Annotated in this window: 13 protein-coding genes; 6 read left to right on the forward strand and 7 right to left on the reverse strand. The window is 68.4% G+C overall.

Annotated elements, in window-relative coordinates:
* Positions 1 to 222: 222 nt before the first annotated feature.
* From FB478_RS05440 to FB478_RS05450, 3 genes are all read left to right on the forward strand, one after another.
* The gene (locus FB478_RS05440) at positions 223 to 1614 is read left to right on the forward strand and encodes an amino acid permease (RefSeq protein ID WP_395858339.1); all 1392 of its coding nucleotides are present in this window, start codon (positions 223 to 225) and stop codon (positions 1612 to 1614) included.
* 81 nt (positions 1615 to 1695) lie between these two features.
* Complete coding sequence (locus FB478_RS05445) at positions 1696 to 2523, forward strand: alpha/beta fold hydrolase (protein WP_018768363.1); 828 nt, start codon at positions 1696 to 1698, stop codon at positions 2521 to 2523.
* 103 nt (positions 2524 to 2626) lie between these two features.
* A complete protein-coding gene (locus FB478_RS05450; RefSeq protein ID WP_134163861.1) occupies positions 2627 to 3274 on the forward strand; it encodes a phosphoribosyltransferase in 648 nt (215 codons plus the stop codon).
* A 79-nt stretch (positions 3275 to 3353) separates the two neighbouring features.
* Here FB478_RS05450 and FB478_RS05455 read toward each other — a convergent pair whose 3' ends face one another.
* Positions 3354 to 4688, reverse strand: a complete 1335-nt coding sequence (locus FB478_RS05455; protein ID WP_018768365.1) for an MFS transporter — start codon at positions 4686 to 4688, stop codon at positions 3354 to 3356.
* 251 nt (positions 4689 to 4939) lie between these two features.
* On the opposite strand from FB478_RS05455, the gene FB478_RS05460 reads away from it, so the two are divergent.
* Positions 4940 to 5671, forward strand: coding sequence for an IclR family transcriptional regulator (locus tag FB478_RS05460; protein ID WP_018768366.1), 732 nt, complete (start codon positions 4940 to 4942; stop codon positions 5669 to 5671).
* A gap of 35 nt (positions 5672 to 5706) precedes the next feature.
* Here the strand turns inward: FB478_RS05460 and FB478_RS05465 are convergent, their stop codons facing one another.
* From FB478_RS05465 to FB478_RS05480, 4 genes are all read right to left on the reverse strand, one after another.
* Entirely contained in the window at positions 5707 to 6963 is a 1257-nt protein-coding gene (locus FB478_RS05465) for an MFS transporter (protein ID WP_144600052.1), read from the reverse strand.
* 166 nt (positions 6964 to 7129) lie between these two features.
* Entirely contained in the window at positions 7130 to 10243 is a 3114-nt protein-coding gene (locus FB478_RS05470; RefSeq protein WP_144599857.1) for an AAA family ATPase, read from the reverse strand.
* The gene (locus FB478_RS05475) at positions 10240 to 11418 is read right to left on the reverse strand and encodes an exonuclease SbcCD subunit D (protein ID WP_056387959.1); all 1179 of its coding nucleotides are present in this window, start codon (positions 11416 to 11418) and stop codon (positions 10240 to 10242) included. Before FB478_RS05475 ends, FB478_RS05470 begins: the two co-directional genes overlap by 4 nt.
* Positions 11419 to 11475: 57 nt before the next feature.
* The gene (locus FB478_RS05480) at positions 11476 to 12441 is read right to left on the reverse strand and encodes an aquaporin (RefSeq protein WP_144599858.1); all 966 of its coding nucleotides are present in this window, start codon (positions 12439 to 12441) and stop codon (positions 11476 to 11478) included.
* A gap of 215 nt (positions 12442 to 12656) precedes the next feature.
* Between FB478_RS05480 and FB478_RS05485 the strand changes: the two genes are divergently transcribed.
* Positions 12657 to 13742 (forward strand): ADP-ribosylglycohydrolase family protein, encoded by a 1086-nt coding sequence (locus FB478_RS05485; protein ID WP_056387963.1) that lies wholly within the window; start codon positions 12657 to 12659, stop codon positions 13740 to 13742.
* On the opposite strand, the gene FB478_RS05490 is transcribed toward FB478_RS05485, so the two are convergent.
* Both FB478_RS05490 and FB478_RS05495 read right to left on the reverse strand, forming a co-directional pair.
* The gene (locus FB478_RS05490; protein WP_056387964.1) at positions 13723 to 14202 is read right to left on the reverse strand and encodes a DUF4395 domain-containing protein; all 480 of its coding nucleotides are present in this window, start codon (positions 14200 to 14202) and stop codon (positions 13723 to 13725) included. The genes FB478_RS05485 and FB478_RS05490 overlap by 20 nt on opposite strands.
* 83 nt (positions 14203 to 14285) lie before the next feature.
* Positions 14286 to 15341, reverse strand: a complete 1056-nt coding sequence (locus FB478_RS05495) for an exonuclease domain-containing protein (protein WP_056387966.1) — start codon at positions 15339 to 15341, stop codon at positions 14286 to 14288.
* A gap of 68 nt (positions 15342 to 15409) precedes the next feature.
* On the opposite strand from FB478_RS05495, the gene FB478_RS05500 reads away from it, so the two are divergent.
* Complete coding sequence (locus tag FB478_RS05500; protein WP_043424767.1) at positions 15410 to 16204, forward strand: DedA family protein; 795 nt, start codon at positions 15410 to 15412, stop codon at positions 16202 to 16204.
* Positions 16205 to 16208: the final 4 nt, after the last annotated feature.

A 16208-nucleotide genomic window follows, 5' to 3' on the forward strand; every position in this document is an offset into this window, starting at 1 on the left:
TACGACCAGCGGCGCAGGAAAGGGAAATGTTTCTGCTGCCGCCTGGGGACGCCGGAACGGTCCAGGGTCCAGGGCGCGCCCGCCCTTCTCCCCTGGCGGTTCTTCCTGCCGTTTTTGGGCGGCTCCTCGAAGCCGGTAAATTCAAAAGGTCCCACAAGGACCCCCGGACCATCCGGACCGGACTGTCGAACCAGCCCCAGAAGGTGCACCATCCCAATGACGATGAAGTCTGGCCGGACCATGTCCGCCGCAGCCCCGCCCAAGACGCCGGCAAGCCACAGCATGAAGCCGCGCCAGCTCACCATGATGGGGCTGGGCAGTGCCATCGGCGCAGGCTTGTTCCTGGGATCGGGTGCCGGGGTCCAGGCCGCCGGACCGGCAGTCCTCATCTCCTACCTGGTGGCCGGCACGCTGATCATCCTGGTGATGTGGGCCTTGGGCGAAATGGCGGCCGCCAACCCGAACAGCGGCGCCTTTTCCGTTTACGCCGGGCGGGCCATGGGCCGTACGGCCGGGGCCACCATCGGATGGCTGTGGTGGCTGCAGCTGGTGGTGGTGATCGCAGCCGAGGCACTGGGCGCCGCCGGGCTGCTGTTCTCCGTCTGGCCCATGATCCCGGTCTGGGCGCTGGCGCTGCTGTTCATGGTGGTGTTTACCGGCATCAACCTGGCCGGTGTCCGGAACTTCGGTGAGTTCGAGTTCTGGTTCGCCATCCTCAAGGTGGCCGTCATCGTGCTGTTCCTTGCAGTGGGGGCCGCTTTGCTCCTGGGGCTGCTGCCCGGCGTCGACTCCCCGGGAGCCGGAAACCTTACCGGCAACTTTGCTCCCCAGGGTCTGGGCGGCGTTGCGGCGGCCCTGTTCGTGGTGATCTTCGCATTCGGCGGAACGGAAATCGTCTCGGTGGCCGCGGCCGAAACCGAGGACCCGGAACGCAGCGTGGGCAAGGCCATCCGGACCGTGGTGTGGCGCATCCTGGTGTTCTACATCGGCTCTGTCTTCGTCATCGCCGCCGTCCTCCCCGCCACGTCCAGCAGCCTGGCCTCGCCCTTCGCCGGGGTGCTGGATGCGGCCCGGATCCCCGGTGCGTCCACCGCAATCACCCTGGTGGCCGTCGTCGCACTTCTCTCGGCACTGAACGCCAACCTCTATGGCGCGTCCCGCATGGTGTACTCCCTGGCGCAGCGCGGTGAAGCGCCGCGCATCCTGACCCGCCTCAACGGCGCCGCCGTGCCCCTGGCCGCAGTGGCGGTGTCGGTGGCCTTCGGCTTCATCGCCACCGTCCTGGAGCTGTTGTTCCCGGACCGGATCCTGCCCGCCCTGTTCCAGCTGGTGGGATCGACATGCCTGGTGGTCTGGGGCAGCGCCCTGGTCTCCCAGTTGATCCTGCGCCGCCGGGCAGACCGGGACGGAATCCCGCTTCCGCTGCGGATGAAAGGCTTTCCCGGCCTGACCATCCTGGGCCTGGTCCTCCTTGGGGTGATTTTCGCCGTCGGCCTCAGCGCGGAGAGCAGCCGGGTGCAGCTTTTCAGCACCTTCGCCCTGGTTGCCGGCATCGCGCTGGCGTGTGCTGCCGGGGCCCGCCTCACCGGCAGGGACCAGCCTGCCAACAGGTAGAGTGGTGCGTACCTTTCCAAGGAAGACGCACCGACGCGCCGGGCCCGCCCAGGCGCCGTACCTGATTGGGGAACTGACACCATGAGCGGCAGGCACACCGGACAGCAGCACGCGCACACCGTTGAAGGCACCGACCCCCAGCTGTATGTGGCGGTCCATGAGCCCGCAAACGATGCCGGCCTGCGGCCGGTCCTGCTGCTGCACGGCTTCTCCTCCTCCTCCAAGCTCAATTGGGAGGACACCGGCTGGGTGTCGGCGCTGCTCGAGGCCGGCCGCCGGGTCATCACCGTGGACCTTCCCGGCCACGGCCGCAGCGGCGCGCCGGAGGACCGTGACTCCTACTCCCCCAGCAGGATCAGGGCGGACCTGCTCCAGGCGGCGTTCGACGCCGGCGTCCACCCCCTGCAGGACGGCGACCCTTCCAGCGGGCTGGACGTCGTGGGCTACTCCCTGGGATCCAGGCTCGCCTGGGAGTTCGCCGCAACCCAGCCCGAGCTGGTGCACCGGCTGGTGCTCGGCGGCCCCAACGACTCCGACCCCCTTGCTGCATTCGACCTCATCGCCGCCCAGGACTACCTTGCGGACGGGACACCGATCCAGGACGAATCGACCGCCCAGCTCCTGAAGATGGCATTGCTGCTGCCGAACAACAACATCTTCGCGCTGCTGTCCCTGGTGGAGGCCATCAAGGCCGAGCCCTACGACCCTGCCGAGGCAGTCCCCCATGTTCCCATGCTGCTGGTGGCGGGCGACAAGGACGAACGCGCCGCGATCCTGCCCAGGCTCGCCGAGCTGGCCCGCGGCGCCGGTTCCATGGTCGAACAGCTGGTCCTCCCGGGCCGGAACCACACCAACGCCATCACCAGCAGGGCCTTCAAGCAGGCCGCGATCTCGTTCCTGTCCGTCTAGGCAGGGCCCGGGTCTTGCTGGAAAGCCTGGCCCCGGGCTGAAACCGCCAGGGCATCCAGCAGTACGCTGGGGGCAGGCAGGCCGCAGTTGCCGGGAGGGACAGATGGGTACGCGTTTCGAAGACCGCACTGACGCCGGCCACCGCCTGGCCGCTGCGCTTGGGCAGTTCCGGGAACAGCCGGAGACCGTGGTCCTGGGTCTGGCGCGCGGCGGTATTCCTGTCGCCGCGGCTGCAGCGGCTGCCCTCGGCCTGCCCCTGGGCACCGTCCTGGTGCGGAAGCTGGGTATTCCGGGTCACGAGGAAACCGCCTTTGGGGCGCTGGCCTGGGCGCAAGGGCGCACGGTCCGGTTGATCAACAAGCCGTTGCTGGAACGCGTCCTTGACCACGGCGTGCAGCAGGAATGGCTGGATGACGTTGAGAAGCGCGAACGGGACGAACTGCTCCGCCGGGTGGAGCTGTATCCGGGAACCGGCATCGACGTGGCGGACAGGACCGTCCTCCTGGTGGATGACGGCCTGGCCACGGGCGCCACGATGCGTGCCGCCGTCGAAGCCATGCGGGAGGGCGGCGCGGCTGCCGTGGTGGCGGCAGCTCCCGTGGGATCGATCGACGCCGAAGCCTCGCTTGAGCGGGTGTGCGAAGCCGTGGTGTGCCTGCACCTGCCGGGAAGATTCCGGGCTGTTGGAAGCTATTACCGGTACTTTGGGCAGTTGAGCGACGACGACGCGGTCAGGCTGCTGGCGCACTAGGCCGCCCCGAAGCACAGCAGGCCCGGACCTTGCGGTCCGGGCCTGCTGTCCTGCCCACGTCGTCCGGGGGCGATGGGGATCAGTGGTGGTTGCTGACGCCCAGCGGGCGGCCCTTGGTTTCCTTGGCCAGCACCACGCCGACGGCCGAAATGACGCAGAGGACCATGATGTAGATGCCGATCGAACCGGTCCACTTGGTGGCCTGCAGCAGTGACTCGGCAATGGTGGCCGCGAAGGCGCCGCCCAGGATGGCGCCGAAGGCGTAGCCGATGGAGATGCCGGAGTACCTGACGTTGGCGGGGAACATCTCTGCATACATGGCCGACATGGGACCGTAGGACAGGCCCAGGCCGATGGTCAGGACGAACAGGGCGACGCCGTAGAGCAGGATGTTCTTGGTGTCGATGAGGGCGAACATGGGGATCATCCAGGCAAAGACGATGGCGTAGCCGGTGAGGAAGGTCTTCACGCGGCCGATCCGGTCCGACAGCCAGCCGCCCACCAGGGTGAAGATCAGCCAGCCAAAGGACGCCAGGGTGGTGGCCAGGAGGATCTGCGGGGTGGGCATCTTCAGGGTCTTGGTCGCGTAGGAGATGAAGAACGCGATCAGCAGGTACCCGGCGGCGTTGTTGCCGATGAAGATCAGGGTGGAGTATAGGACGGGCAGTTTGTGGTTCCGGATCAGCTCGCCCAGCGGCGCCTTGCTTTCCTTCTTCCGCAGGGCCATCTCCTGGAAGACGGGGCTCTCGGCGACTGCGCGGCGGATCAGGTAGCCCACCACGATCAGGACGATGGAGAGCAGGAACGGCACGCGCCAGCCCCATGCCGCGAAGTCTTCCTTGGACATGCCGGTGTTGAGGAAGTAGAGCAGGCCGGTGGCCAGGATCATGCCTACGGGTACGCCGATCTGCGGGTAGGCTCCGAACAGGCCGCGGCGGCTGATGGGTGCATGCTCAACAGCCATCAGGGCGGCGCCGCCCCATTCCCCGCCGGCCGAGAAGCCCTGGATGACGCGCAGCAGGATCAGCAGGATGGGAGCCCAGGCACCGATCTGCGCATACGTGGGGAGCATGCCGATCAGAGCCGTCGCGGCGCCCATCATGACCAGGGTGAAGACCAGCATCGCCTTACGCCCCAGGCGGTCGCCCAGGTGTCCGGCGACAACAGCGCCGAGCGGGCGGAACAGGAAGCTGATGCCGATGAGGGCAAACGAGAGGATCTGCGCCAGTCCCGGGTTGGACTCGTTCAGCGGTGCCAGGAACAGCGGCGACAGCAGCGTTGCGGTCAGCTGGGCAAAGATGAAGAAGTCGTACCACTCGATGGTGGTGCCGACGAGGGTGCCGGCGAGGACCTTGCGTTCCTCCCGCCGGCTGCTGGGACCGGCGGGGGTATCCACCTTGGAAGGTGTGGTCATTGAAACTCCATTGTTTATTGGGCAGCAGTGCCACCCGGACGCCTTCAGAATTACCGACAGAACGGTCAGTTAGTTAGTAGGGTACTACGGAATTGTGATGCGGGACACGGGGTGCGGATTTTTTTCAAAGGGATGTGCCCGACATTGAGTTCTATATTCGAACTGCGAGTTCGTATAGAGGACAATACCCGGTGCGCCCGGATGAGACAAGGGTCACGGCAGGCCGCGCGTTCGCCCCTAGGATGGATTTCATGACACCTCCAGCAGCCGCAGCCCGGACGGCGGAGCCGCAGGCTTCGCCGTCCCAGACCCTTTCGCGCGGCATCCGCGCCCTTGAGATCCTGGCAGCTGCCCCGGGCCCGCTGACCATCGCCGAACTGGCCGACGCCATGGGTGTCCACCGTTCGGTGGCCTACCGGATCCTGCGTACCCTGGAAGACCATTCCCTCCTGGTGCGTGACGATGCCGGACGGGTCCAGCCCGGCCCCGGCCTGGCAGTCCTGGCCCGGGGAGTATCGCGCAACCTGCAGAGCGCCGCCCTTCCCGAGCTCACCCAGTTGGCGAACTCGCTGGATATGACGGCGTTCGTGGCGGTGTGGGACCACCATGACTGCATCACGCTCGTCACGGTTGAGCCGCGGCATTCGGGCGCTACCGTGGCCCAGCACCCTGGTACGCGCCACCCCATCAACGCAGGCGCGCCGGGTATCGCCATCCAGTCGGCCCTTTCCGAAGCCGAGTGGGACCGCTTGGATACGGGTATCCCCTACCGTCCGGAGGCGTCGGAAGCGCGGAGGAGGGGTTACTCAGCCAGCCATGACGAGGTCATTGCCGGGGTTTCCTCGCTGGCAGCCCCTGTCCGGGTGCCCGGCGGGCGCCCGGCCGCCCTCGCCGTCGTCTACATCCGTTCCGCCCATGATCCGGAAACGGTGGGGGCGGCCATCGCCGCAAGCGCGGCCAGGATCGAGGGCCAACTGGCGTAGCGGCGGGAGGGTGGCAGGCTGGCATGGAGGCCCTGTCAGGCCCTCCGGCGGAGCACGACGGCGGCCCCGGCCCCAAGCAGCGCCAGCGCTGCGGCCGCGCAGACCGGGACAAGGAACGCGGCCGCCGGGCCGTGGAGTTGGGCCAGCTGTCCCCCAATCGAGGACCCGATGGCCGTTCCGGCGACAATACCGCTGGCCAGGGCGGTCATGACCGTGCCAAGCCGGCCGGCGGGAGCCACTTGTCCGCCCACGGCGAAGACCGTGACCATGACCGGACCCACCGGGAGTCCAAGGACCAGCAGGACCGCCGCCATCATGGGCAGCGATGCCGGCACCAGCAGCAGGACCGCCAGCCCCGCCATCAGGGCTGCGCACAGCACCCAGCGCAGTGCCAGGCCGGCGCGCCGCGGCCAGTAGGCAACCGAGAATGCCGCCACTGCAGAGCTTAGGCCCATCACGGCGTACAGCAGGCCCGCAATTTCCGTGCCTGCGAGCCCCGCAGAGAAGGCGCTGAGGGCGGCCTGGGTGGAACCGAAAAAGGTCCCCATGCAGACCATGGCCAGAACCGGCAAGGCAACGACCCAGGGCAGCTTCACGGGTTGTGCCCTGCCCGTGCCCTTCCTGCGGACGGGACGACCGGTGGCAGGTACGGCGCCATGGGTAGGGTGCACCGCGAAGGCAGGGACAAGGGTGATGGTCATGGCCGCTGCCAGCGCCAGGGGAAGCCAGGGCGCCACGAGGCTGGCCAGGATTCCCACCAGGGCCGGCCCCAGGACAAACGTCAGTTCATCGGCCGTGCTCTCGTAGGAGAGCGCGGTGTCCAGCTCACGGGCAGCGCCACCGGACGGCGCCGACGGACCTGCGGCATTGGCTGTCAGCGCCATCCACCTGACCCGGGCCAGGGGTCCCACCTGGGGGCAGGTGGCGCCGGCGGCGAAGGCGGCCACCAGGACGGCGGGCGGGAAATCCCCCGCCTCGGATGTGGTGTTGGCGATGAAGACCAGGGCCAGCACCGCCACGGTGTTGAGCAGAGCGGACAGGAGCAGGACGGGCCGTTGTCCCCGCCTGTCCGCCAGGGCTCCAAGCACCGGAGCTCCGAGCGCGGAGCCGATGCCCACCGCGCCGGCAGCGGCCCCGCCGGCGGCGAAGGAACCCGTGACCGAGGTGACCAGGGTCAGCGTGCCCATGGCCAGCATGGCCAGGGGAAGCCGCGCAAAAAGTCCCAAGGGAATGAAGCTTCTGCCGGCGAGCTGCGGCAGCCGGGAAAAACGCCCCCTCGCTGCCCGTTCCATGGAGTCCGGGCTGGAGGTTTCCTGCTCTGCGGCGGTGCGGGCAGGAGTGTCGGGGGTGGTTGAAGGAGTAGTTTGTGGTGTCAATTCCGGGCTCGTTCAATAGGTGCGCATCGTCCCTCCTCCCGATGCGCGCAACCCGGTAACGCGCTCCAGTATATCGGCCGGGTCAGGCGAGGGCGTCCACAGTCTCGGAGATCCGCAGCGTGGAGCCGTTCCGGCTCTTGATCACTTGCAGCTGGGTCCCGATGCGCTGTTTCATCTCGGCAACATGGCTGACCAGTCCCACCACCCTGCCGCCGTCGCGGAGCCCCTCAATGGCATCCATGACCTGTTCCAAGGACTGTTCGTCCAGGCTTCCGAAGCCCTCATCCACGAACAGGGTCTCGATTTCCACCCCTCCGGCCTCCTGCTGGACGACGTCCGCCAGCCCGAGTGCCAGCGAGAGCGACGCCATGAAGGACTCGCCCCCGGACAGGGTGGAGGTGTCCCGCCGGAAGCCCGTCCACTGGTCCACCACTTCAAGTCCCAGCCCTGATTTTGCGCCACGCGCTGCCTTGGCGTCGGTGTGCTGGAGCAGGTAGCGGCCATCACTCATGGCCACCAGGCGTTCGGACGCGGCGAGGGCCACCTGCTCCAGCCGCGCCGCCAGGACGTAGCTGTTCAGGCTCATCCGGTACGTGTTCTCACCCCGGCCGGCTGCGGCGTCAGCCAGCCCGGCAAGCATCTGTGCCCGCTCCGCCGGTTCCCGGGATGCGCGGACCAGCTCCTGGTAGTCGGCGGCGATCGTTTTCAGGGATTCCAGGCAACGCGAGGCGAGACCGGCGGCAAGATCGGCTTCCCGCGCGTCATTCTGGGCAGTGGCCGCCTCCAGGCGAAGCGCTGCCAGCCGCTCCTCGTCTGCCCGGAAGCCGTCCGCGGCTTCTGCCAGGGCCAGCACAATGTCCTCGGATTCGAACAACCCGGCAACGCGCGCGGCTTCGTCCTGGGCTGCACGGCCGGCGGCTTCCAGGGCTGCCGCTTCGGCGGCGCCAAGGAGCTGGCTGCGGACGTCGTCTGCCGTGGCGAAACCCGCACCCGGCAGGGCCAGTTCCAACTGCTCCTGCGCTTCGGCGGACTGCAGCCGCGCCGCGTCCAGCCGCGTCTGCGCCTCGACGGCCTTGTCCAGGACTGCTGCGGCGTCCTCGAGTGCCCGCAGCCGGCGGGTCAGGCTGGGGTGGGGGCCGCGCAGGGCGGCGAGCGCCTTGTCCAGTGCTGCAGCCTGTTCGGCCGCCTCGGCAAGGGACACGGCAGTCCGGGACAGCTCTGCCTCTGTTTCGGACAGCGCGGCACGCGCCTGCCCCAGGCCGGCATCCAGCGCTTCCAGCCGTTGCCGCCTGTCCTGCAGCTCCTCTGCGGCCTTCTCTGCGTCCGCGGCGGCAGCGAGGGCGGCCTCGGCACCGGCGCGTGCCTCTTCAACAGGGGTGGTCCCGCCCTGGCCGGCGAGGACTGCCACGGCCTGCTCCGCTTCTGCAAGGTCAGCGGCAACCAGGGCATGGGCTGCCTCTGCGGCCTCGTATAAGCGGTGGGCTTCCTCTTCATCCTGGGCCAAGCCCGGGCCGGTAGTGCCGCCATCCGCGGGGCGGGGATGCTGCCCGCTTCCGCAGACGGGACAGGGCTCGCCGGCAACCAGCTTGGCTGCCAGCTCGGATGCGGCGTTGGCGAGCCTGACCTCCCGCAGGTCCAGCCAATGGCGTTTTGCCTCCAGGAGGTCCTCCCGCGAATCGTCATGGCGGATCCTGGCCAGGTCCCTCCGCTGGGCAGCCCGCCCGTGCCGCCGGACGATGTCCAGCAGTTCCGCGGCCGCAGCGGCTTCCTTGCGGCGGAGTGCCGCCTCGATGGAGCGCGCTTCCAGCTGGTCCATACCGTCGGCCAGTACCGCCCGATCGTCCTGCAAATGGGCTGCGCGATTCCCCAGCGTCTCCACGGTGAGCCGGAGCTCTTCCTGCCGGCCGGCCAGGCTCCGGTGCCGCTTCCGCAGGTCCTGGAGCCTGTCCTCGTCCGGCAGCCGGGCCTCGACGACGGCCAGCAGCGAACGCAGCCGGCCCAGTTCGTCCGCTGCCCCGGGGACGCTGCCTCCGGCGGCGAATGGTTCCAAACCCTGTGTTTCGGAGCCCGGTGATTTGGAGCCCAGTGTTTTGGAGCCCAGGGTTTCCAGACCCAGCCGGGCCAGTTCGCCGTCGTCCGTGGCAGCCATCCGCAGCAACGTCAGGGCAGATTCTGCAGCGGCTTCCGCGTTGTGGACCTTGGCTGCCGCAGCGTCCACGGCCTGCAGCTGCCCCTGGAGGACCTCGGCCTGGCGGTGCCGGGCCAGACGGGAGGAGAGCTCATCGCGATGCGCGGCCCCGTCCTCCACGGACTTCCGCCGGGCGGTGGCCGCCTGGAGTTTCCGGTGCCGCTCATGCCGCGCGGCTTCGCTGTCCACCTCACTTCGGCGGTCCTGGCTGAGCGCCGCCGCGGCTGCGGCGTGCTCCGTGAGTTCCGCCAGCCGGCCGGCAACGGAAGCCTGCAGCCAGTCAAGGCGGCCGGGGACGTCGTCCGTCGGCGGAGCTCCGGCATCAGGAAGCTGGAGCGGAGCGGCCTCGGTTTCGGCACGCGAGGCAAGGAGGCCGAGTTGGCCGGACAGGGCGGCGACGTCCTCCCGGGCGGCGGCAGCCTGACGCGAGAGTTCCTGTTCCAGGGCCTCGAAGCGCTGGGTGCCGAAGAGCTTTTGCAGCAGGTCCAGGCGGTCGGCGGCCTTGGAGCGGAGGAAGGCAGCGAAATCACCCTGCGGCAGCATGACCACCCGGGTGAACTGCTCACGGTCCATGCCCAGCAGCGCCATGATCTCCGCGCCTGCTTCGTCGTTGCGGGCGGACTTTTCCACACACGCACCATCGATCCGTTCGCGGAGCAGCGTCTTTGCCTGCTGGACCGTGAAGCCATTCTTGCCCCGCGCGCTGGGCTTGTCCCACGCCGGCGAGCGGGTCACTTCGAAGCGGCGGCCCTGCGAGGAGAACTCGCAGGTCACGGAAGGTTCCTGACCAGGTTCCGCGTGGTCGCTGCGCAGCCGCTTGCCGTCCTGCCGGGCACCGGGGACAGATCCGTACAGGGCAAAGCAGATGGCATCCAGCACGCTGGTCTTGCCGGCACCGGTGGGCCCGTTCAGCAGGAACAGGCCATGGGCGCTGAGGCGGTCAAAGTCGATGTCCTCGGTTCCGGCGAAAGGGCCGAACCCGGAGATGCGCAGATGGTGGATCCTCACCGTGACGCCTCCAGCAGCCTGACGTTTTCCAGCGCGGCGGCGAGCGCGTTCTTCTCCGCCGGGTCTGCAGCCCGTCCCCGCACATGCTCCAGGAAACCGCAGCACAGGGCGAGGTCATCCGGTGCGCCCGCGAGCCTGCTGCTGTAGCTGGCCTGGGGGGCGGCAGCCCCGCCCTGCGGATCGAAGGACAGGACCAGGGTGTCCGGGAACCTGGCGCGGAGCCGTTCCATGGCACGGGCGGGACGCTGGGCATCCGTCAGGGTGATCTGGCAGTAGGCGGTCTCAGCCCAGGCGTGGCCCGGGTCCGCCAGGAGATCTTCCAGGGTTCCGCGCAGTACGGCGAGGGACCGCGGGGCCTCCCACAGGACCTCTGCCACGGATGTGACTCCCGCCGGACCGATGTCCACCAGCCAGGCACCCTTCCGGTGGGCGGCCTCGGAGAAGGAATAGGCCAGCGGCGACCCGGAATACCTGACGGAGCCGGACAGCTGTTGACGCCCGTGCAGGTGGCCCAGGGCGGTGTAGCTAAAGCCGTCGAAGAGGTCCAGCGGCACCGCGCCCACTCCGCCGATGCTGAGGTCCCGTTCGCTGTCCGAACTGATGCCGCCGCTGGCGAATGTGTGGGCCAGGATTACGGAGTGGACGGTGGCGGTAGCCGCACGCCGGGCGATGTCCTCCCGGATCAGGCCGGTGGCCGCCCGGGTTACCTCGAAATGGCTTGGCGTTTCAGCCCCCAGCTGTTCGGCGACAAGCCTGGGCTCAAGCCATGGGATGCCGTACAGCGCGAGGACGGCGTCCTTTCCGGCAGCATCCGCGCCCAGCGGCAGCAGGAGCGGGTGGGCGAGGTCCTCCACCCTGGTGCGCAGGTGCACTCCCCCGCGTTCCAGCAGGCGGGAGGCAAAACCCAGGCGGATGGCGGAGTCGTGGTTCCCGCTGGTAAGCACCACTTTTGCACCCGTGGCAGTCAGGCGGACCAATGCGTCATCAAGCAGGTGGACCACGTCCACGCCCGGCAGCGCCCGGTCATAGACGTCGCCGGCGATCAGGACAACGTCCACGCTGTCCCGCTGGACCGCTGCCACCAGCTGGTCAACGAAGGCGCGCTGGGCGTCCAGCATGCCGACGCCGTGGAAGGAACGGCCCAGATGCCAGTCCGAGGTGTGAAGTAACCGCATATCCCTAAGCTATCGGCAACCACTGACACTCAAGGAAAACGCCGCGGCCAGCGGCGGTCAGGACCGTTTTCCTTCGAAAAACTCCTGCGCCTCGTTGACGCCGCCTGCGTCCTGCCGGGCGGCCGCTGCGGGCACAGCCCTGTCCGTGCCGGCACTTTCCATGGCGTCGTCGTCGGCCTCCCCGGCGTCGTCGTCGGCCTCCCCGGCGTCGTCGTCGGCCTCGGCGGCGCCCTCGTCGTCATGGAGGTCCGCGCCGTCCTCAACGGATGCAGCGGACTCAGCCACTCCGGTAATGCGGAACGCCAGCCCCGCGATGGCAGCGCCGGCCAGCGGCGCGACCAGGAAGACCCACAGCTGCTCCACGGCCCAGCCGGAACTGAAGACGGCGGAGGCGACGGCGCGGGCGGGGTTGTACGGCAGGTTCCCCACCGACTGGCCCACCTGCAGCAGGGCCGCAAAGGACAGGCCGACGGCAACCGGCGCCGCGCTGCGGCTGCCGGTGGAGCGGCCGGCGGCAAGGAAGACAGCCACGATGATCGCGGCCCCCAGCAGTTCCAGGAGCACGACGGCGGCGAGCGGGGCCTGAATGATGGAATGCTCGCCGAAGCCCGCGGTCACGGTGTCGAAGGCAGTACGGCTGTCAGGGATGCTGGGAAGGGTGCGGAGGATGCCGAACAGGGCAAGGGCGCCCACCAGGGCTCCCACCACCTGGGCGGCGGCGTATGCGGCGGCGGCGCCGGCACGGATCCGTCCCGCCAGGAGGTGACCCAGGGTAACGGCGGGATTGAAATGGCCGCCGGAGATGTGTCCGAAGGCGAGCATTGCCGCCGTGATGGCCAGGCCGGCGGCAAGGGCCGCCGGCACCGGGCTGGACTGCGGAATGCTGAACAGCGGCACGCCCAGCCCGGCCACGGCCAGGAAGAGGCTGCCGAAGGCCTCGGCCACCAGGCGGGGCATCAGAGCGCTGGGCGCGGTGGCCGGGCCGGGCTGCAGTGCGTCGCGGGCGGGGACAGGGGTGCTCATGATGGGACCTTCGCTTCTTGGGGCCTGGGCTTTGCGTTGCAAGCGGCAGCTGCTGCCGGTTCCGGGGCTTCCACCAGCTTGCAGGGCGGCGCCGGGCAACCCGTGCAGTATTCCAGCCCAGGCTGTGCGTTTGCTGGACACCAGCCGTGCGCAATGGCCGGCGGGACGGATGGGACCAGGCGGCGGGACCGGTTTTCGGACGGTAAATTTACTTCATGAGCATCGACCGCGGAACCCCTGTGCCCACCCTCAAGTCCCGGATCCATGGTGCGCTGCTGGGCGGGGCGCTGGGGGATGCACTGGGGTATGCGGTGGAGGCTGATTCCATCGGCGCCATCCGCCGGCGCTTCGGAGCCCGGGGCCTGACCGGGTTTGACGCTCTGTCCGGTTCCTGGCCTTTTTCCGACGACACGCAGCTGACCCTGTATACCGTGGACGGGCTGGTGGAGGCGTTGGAGTGGGCCAACGACGGGGTGGGTGCGGATGTGAACGCCTGCCTCTGGCTGGCGTACCTGCGCTGGCTGGCCAACCAGGGCGAAGACGCCGGGGCTTCAGCGCCCGCACCCCAGCCCCGCTGGATCGACGGCAACGAGGTGCTGCGGCAGCGCCGGCATCCGGAGCAGGACTGCATCACCGGGCTGGCCTCCGGCGAGATGGGCACGTCGGTCCGCCCCGTCAACCCCGAGGCCAAAGGCGCCGGCACGGTGATGCGTTCGGCGCCGTTCGGGCTTATTCCACATATTGCGCCCGACGCCGTCTACAAGCTCAGTTCCGATGCCGCCTCCCTCACGCACGGGCACCCTTCCGCCCGCCAGAGCGCCGGAATCTTCAGTCTCCTGATCCATAAGCTCGTGTCCGGCGAGGCGCTGCGGGACGCCGCTGCCGCGGTGGCGGCGCACGCGGCCACCCTCCCGGACGTGGCGCCGGAGCTCCCGGAGAGGCTTGAGGCCGCCCTTCGTCTCGCCGACAAGGCAATCGTTGCCCCGGAGGAACTGGTCCACGTGCTTGGCGGGGGCCGGATGGCGGAGGAGGCACTCGCCGTCGCACTGTACGCAGTCCTGGCCACGTTGCCCGCTGACGACGCGGACGCCGGGCCGGGCCGGCATTTCCGGGACGCTGTTGTTCTGGCCGTGAACCATGACGGCCCCAGCAGTACCACGGGCTCGCTGGCAGGGAACATCCTGGGCGCCTTCTATGGGGAAGACTGCCTGCCGGCGCAGTGGCTCGGGGCCCTGGAAGCGCCCGGGGTGGTCCGCGGCATGGCCAATCAGTTGGTGAAGGTCACAACCGGCGAAGGCTGATGTTGTTGCAGGCCTCGCAGACGTCTTCGGGGACCAGCCCGCGGCGCTGCAGGAACCCGAAGATGGCGCACCCCAGGCAGAACCCGGCGAAGGCCTCCAGGGAGGCTGCCACCACCAGGATCCCCAGGAGGGTCCAGGCTGCGGCTGCTGCACCTGCGGCGAACAGGAGCAGCGCCGCGGTGGATACGGCAGCACCTATCCCCTGGGCAAAGCGCTTGGGCGGCCCCGGCACAAGTCTTACCTTTCCCAGCCGCGGAGTGATGACCTTGACTGAGAGCAGCGCCAGGGGTGAAATCCGCGGGCCGAAGAGCAGACGCAGCCAGAACCCGATGGAGATGGCCAGCAGCCCCCACCCGGAGCCCGCCAAGGCGGTGACGACGGCGAGCAGCACCACGAGCGCTGCCGTGACACGGGCGGCGTACTCGTTGACGGGATTGGGAAAAGCGAACAGGGACGCCATATGGCAAGGCTAGGAGCCTGTGGCAGGGCTGCCAAGCTGTGTTGCGCCGCATGAAGCGGGCGCGCCTTTGAGTGCCGGCCGCGTCAGGCGCTGACGGCAGTCGCGCGGGCGCCGTCCCAGGTTTCCCCGGGGTCGGCGTGCAGGGCGTCCCCGTTGCCCACCATCTGGAGGAACTCACCCTCGGACAGCACTTCGATGGCTTGTCCCCTCTCATGGAGCTCCAGGACGCGGCGCGCCTTGCCGGTGAGCCTGCCGGAGCGCAGGTCTGAGGCAACGAAGCCATCCCCCACCACCAGCACGGTGGTACGGCCGGTGACCCGGCTTTCCGTCCGGGCACCGCACCTGGCCGAGCGCAGCTTCGCTTCCGGACGGGCAATGGAGAGCTGCCCGGTGAATACCACCGTCTGCGCGTACAACGGATGGCCTGGCTCGGCGTCCAGGTTGGGTTCCGGGTTCAGCCCTTCCTCGGGCCAGCCGGACTGGAACCGGCGCACCAGTGCGGCACCGTTGCCGGACGCAGCAGCCATGGCCGCCACGCTTGGCTTCGACAGGTCGCCCGAGGCGGGATCGAAGGCCTGCTGGTGCGGCATGGCCAGCCCCAGGGAGAGGAAGAGTTCGGCGATGCTGTTGGCACCGTTGCGCGCGGCGATGTCGACGAGGATCCCGGCGCAGGCGCGGGCGTCCTCGGCGGCGTCGTGGTGGTTGACCAGCGGTACGCCCGCTTCCTCGGCGGCGAAGGGAAGCGAGTTGGAGACGAGCGAGTAGCAGCGCCGGGACAGCATGACGGTGCAGACGTAGTCGTAGGCGGGACCGGGCAGGCCCGATACCTCCAGCGCCGAGCGGATCACGCCCAGGTCAAAGGCGGCATTGTGGGCTGCAAGCACGTCGTCGCCGATGAACGCGCCAATCTCCGGGAACAACTCCCCAAAACGGGGCCTTCCGGCAACATCCGCAGCCGTGATGCCGTGGATCCGGACGTTGTGATGGTCAAAGTGGTCATAACCGGCCGGGGGGCGCATCAGCCAGGAGGCCTCTGCGACGATTTCCCCGCCCCTTACCTTCGTCAGTCCCACAGAGCACGGGGAGCCGCGGAAGCCGTTGGCCGTTTCGAAGTCGATCGCCGTAAAGTCCAAACCCACGGCCCCTACCTTACCGCCGCAGGCCTCCCAGACCGGTCAAGTACCCTTGAGAGGTGAACTTTCCTGTGATGAATGACCTCGCTGTGTCCATGCTGGTGGGTGCGGGACCGGTCCAGCCAAGAATGGCTTCCTTCCTGCCCGATTGGCTGAACCCCCAGGTCTTCCTGGCCGATCCCGCGCTCGCCCCCTGGGTGGTCCTGCTGGTGTGCGGCATCGTCTTCGCCGAAACCGGGCTGCTGGTGGGGTTCTTCCTCCCCGGAGACTCCATGCTGTTCACCGCCGGCCTGCTGGTGGCCACGGACACCATCAAGTTCAACATCTGGCTTTTGGCCCTCCTGATCGTGGTCTCGGCCATCATCGGCAACCAGACCGGCTACCTCATCGGTTCAAAGGCCGGTCCCGCCATCTTCAACAAGCCAAACTCCAAGCTCTTCAAGCGCGAGAATGTCGAAAATGCGCACGCCTTCTTTGAAAAGCACGGCGGCAAAGCACTGATCCTGGCCCGCTTCGTCCCCATCATCCGGACCTTTGTTCCTGTGATCGTCGGCGTGGCGCAAATGAGCAGGAGGAAATTCTTCCTCTACAACGTCATCGGAGCGGCACTGTGGGGCGGCGGTGTGACGCTGCTCGGTTACCTGCTGGGCGACAAAGTTCCGTGGGTCCGGGACAACCTGGACATCATCTTCATCGCCATTGTGCTGGTCTCGGTGATTCCCATCGGCATCGAGGTCCTGCGCGGCCTGTCCGCCAAGCGCCAGGCACAGGCCTACGGCACGGACGCGGTGGACGAGTTCATCGAGGAACACGAACCGGACGAGGAGCGGAAGACTCCCCGCAACAGCCACCGCGGCCGGCCGGAGTAGCAGC

The sequence above is a fragment of the Arthrobacter sp. AG367 genome (genome assembly GCF_007828995.1).
Lineage (GTDB): Bacteria > Actinomycetota > Actinomycetes > Actinomycetales > Micrococcaceae > Arthrobacter.